Source organism: Clostridium culturomicium (assembly GCF_000821305.1).
Taxonomy (GTDB): Bacteria; Bacillota; Clostridia; order Clostridiales; family Clostridiaceae; genus Clostridium_J; species Clostridium_J culturomicium.
The window spans coordinates 1-1,186 of record NZ_CCXK01000003.1; the positions used below are offsets into that span (position 1 = coordinate 1).

Here is a 1,186-nt window from a genome sequence, read left to right on the forward strand (position 1 = left end):
ATAGAAGTAACAACTCCTGAACCTACAGTTCTTCCACCTTCTCTGATCGCGAATCTTAATCCTTCATCCATAGCGATTGGAGTGATTAATTCAACGTTCATGTCGATGTGGTCTCCAGGCATTACCATTTCCATTCCTTCTGGTAATTTGATTGATCCTGTAACGTCAGTTGTTCTGAAGTAGAATTGTGGTCTGTATCCATCGAAGAATGGAGTGTGTCTTCCACCCTCTTCTTTTTTAAGTACGTATACTTGACCTACGAATTTTGTGTGTGGGTGTACTGAACCTACTTTTGAAAGTACTTGACCTCTTTCGATGTCTGTTCTTTGTACTCCTCTTAATAGAGCTCCGATGTTATCTCCAGCTTGTGCTTCATCAAGAAGTTTTCTGAACATCTCTACTCCTGTACATACTACTTTTCTCTTATCTTCGCTTAATCCAACGATTTCGATTTCATCTCCTACATGAAGTACTCCAGCTTCAACTCTTCCTGTTGCAACTGTTCCTCTTCCTGTAATTGTGAATACGTCCTCTACTGGCATTAAGAATGGCTTATCTGTTGCTCTCTCTGGAGTTGGGATGTAGCTATCTACTGCTGCCATTAACTCCATTATGCATTTAGATGCTTCTTCATCTGTTGGGTTTTCTAATGCTTTTAATGCTGATCCTGTTATTATTGGAATATCATCACCTGGGAAGTCATACTCAGATAATAATTCTCTGATTTCCATTTCTACTAATTCTAATAATTCTGGATCGTCTACCATATCAGCTTTGTTTAAGAATACAACTATGTATTGTACTCCAACTCTTGATGCTAGTAGGATGTGCTCTCTTGTTTGAGGCATTGGACCATCTGCTGCAGATACAACTAGTATAGCTCCATCCATTTGTGCAGCTCCTGTGATCATGTTCTTAACATAGTCAGCGTGTCCTGGACAATCAACGTGTGCATAGTGTCTTGTTTCTGTTTCATACTCAACGTGTGAAGTGTTGATTGTTATTCCTCTTTCTTTTTCTTCTGGTGCTTTATCGATATCAGCATAGTTGAATGCTTCTGCATATCCTCTGTTAGCTAATACTGATGTTATAGCAGCTGTTAATGTAGTCTTACCGTGGTCAACGTGTCCTATAGTTCCAATGTTAACGTGCGGTTTGCTTCTTTCAAATTTTGCTTTTGCCATTT

General features: G+C 39.2%; 1 protein-coding gene. It reads right to left on the minus strand.

Going from position 1 to position 1,186, the window contains the following annotated elements; genetic code table 11:
• On the minus strand, window positions 1–1,184 hold a 1,184-nt coding region (gene tuf, locus BN1075_RS00245; RefSeq protein WP_040191005.1), incomplete at its 3' end, for an elongation factor Tu.
• Window positions 1,185–1,186: the final 2 nt, after the last annotated feature.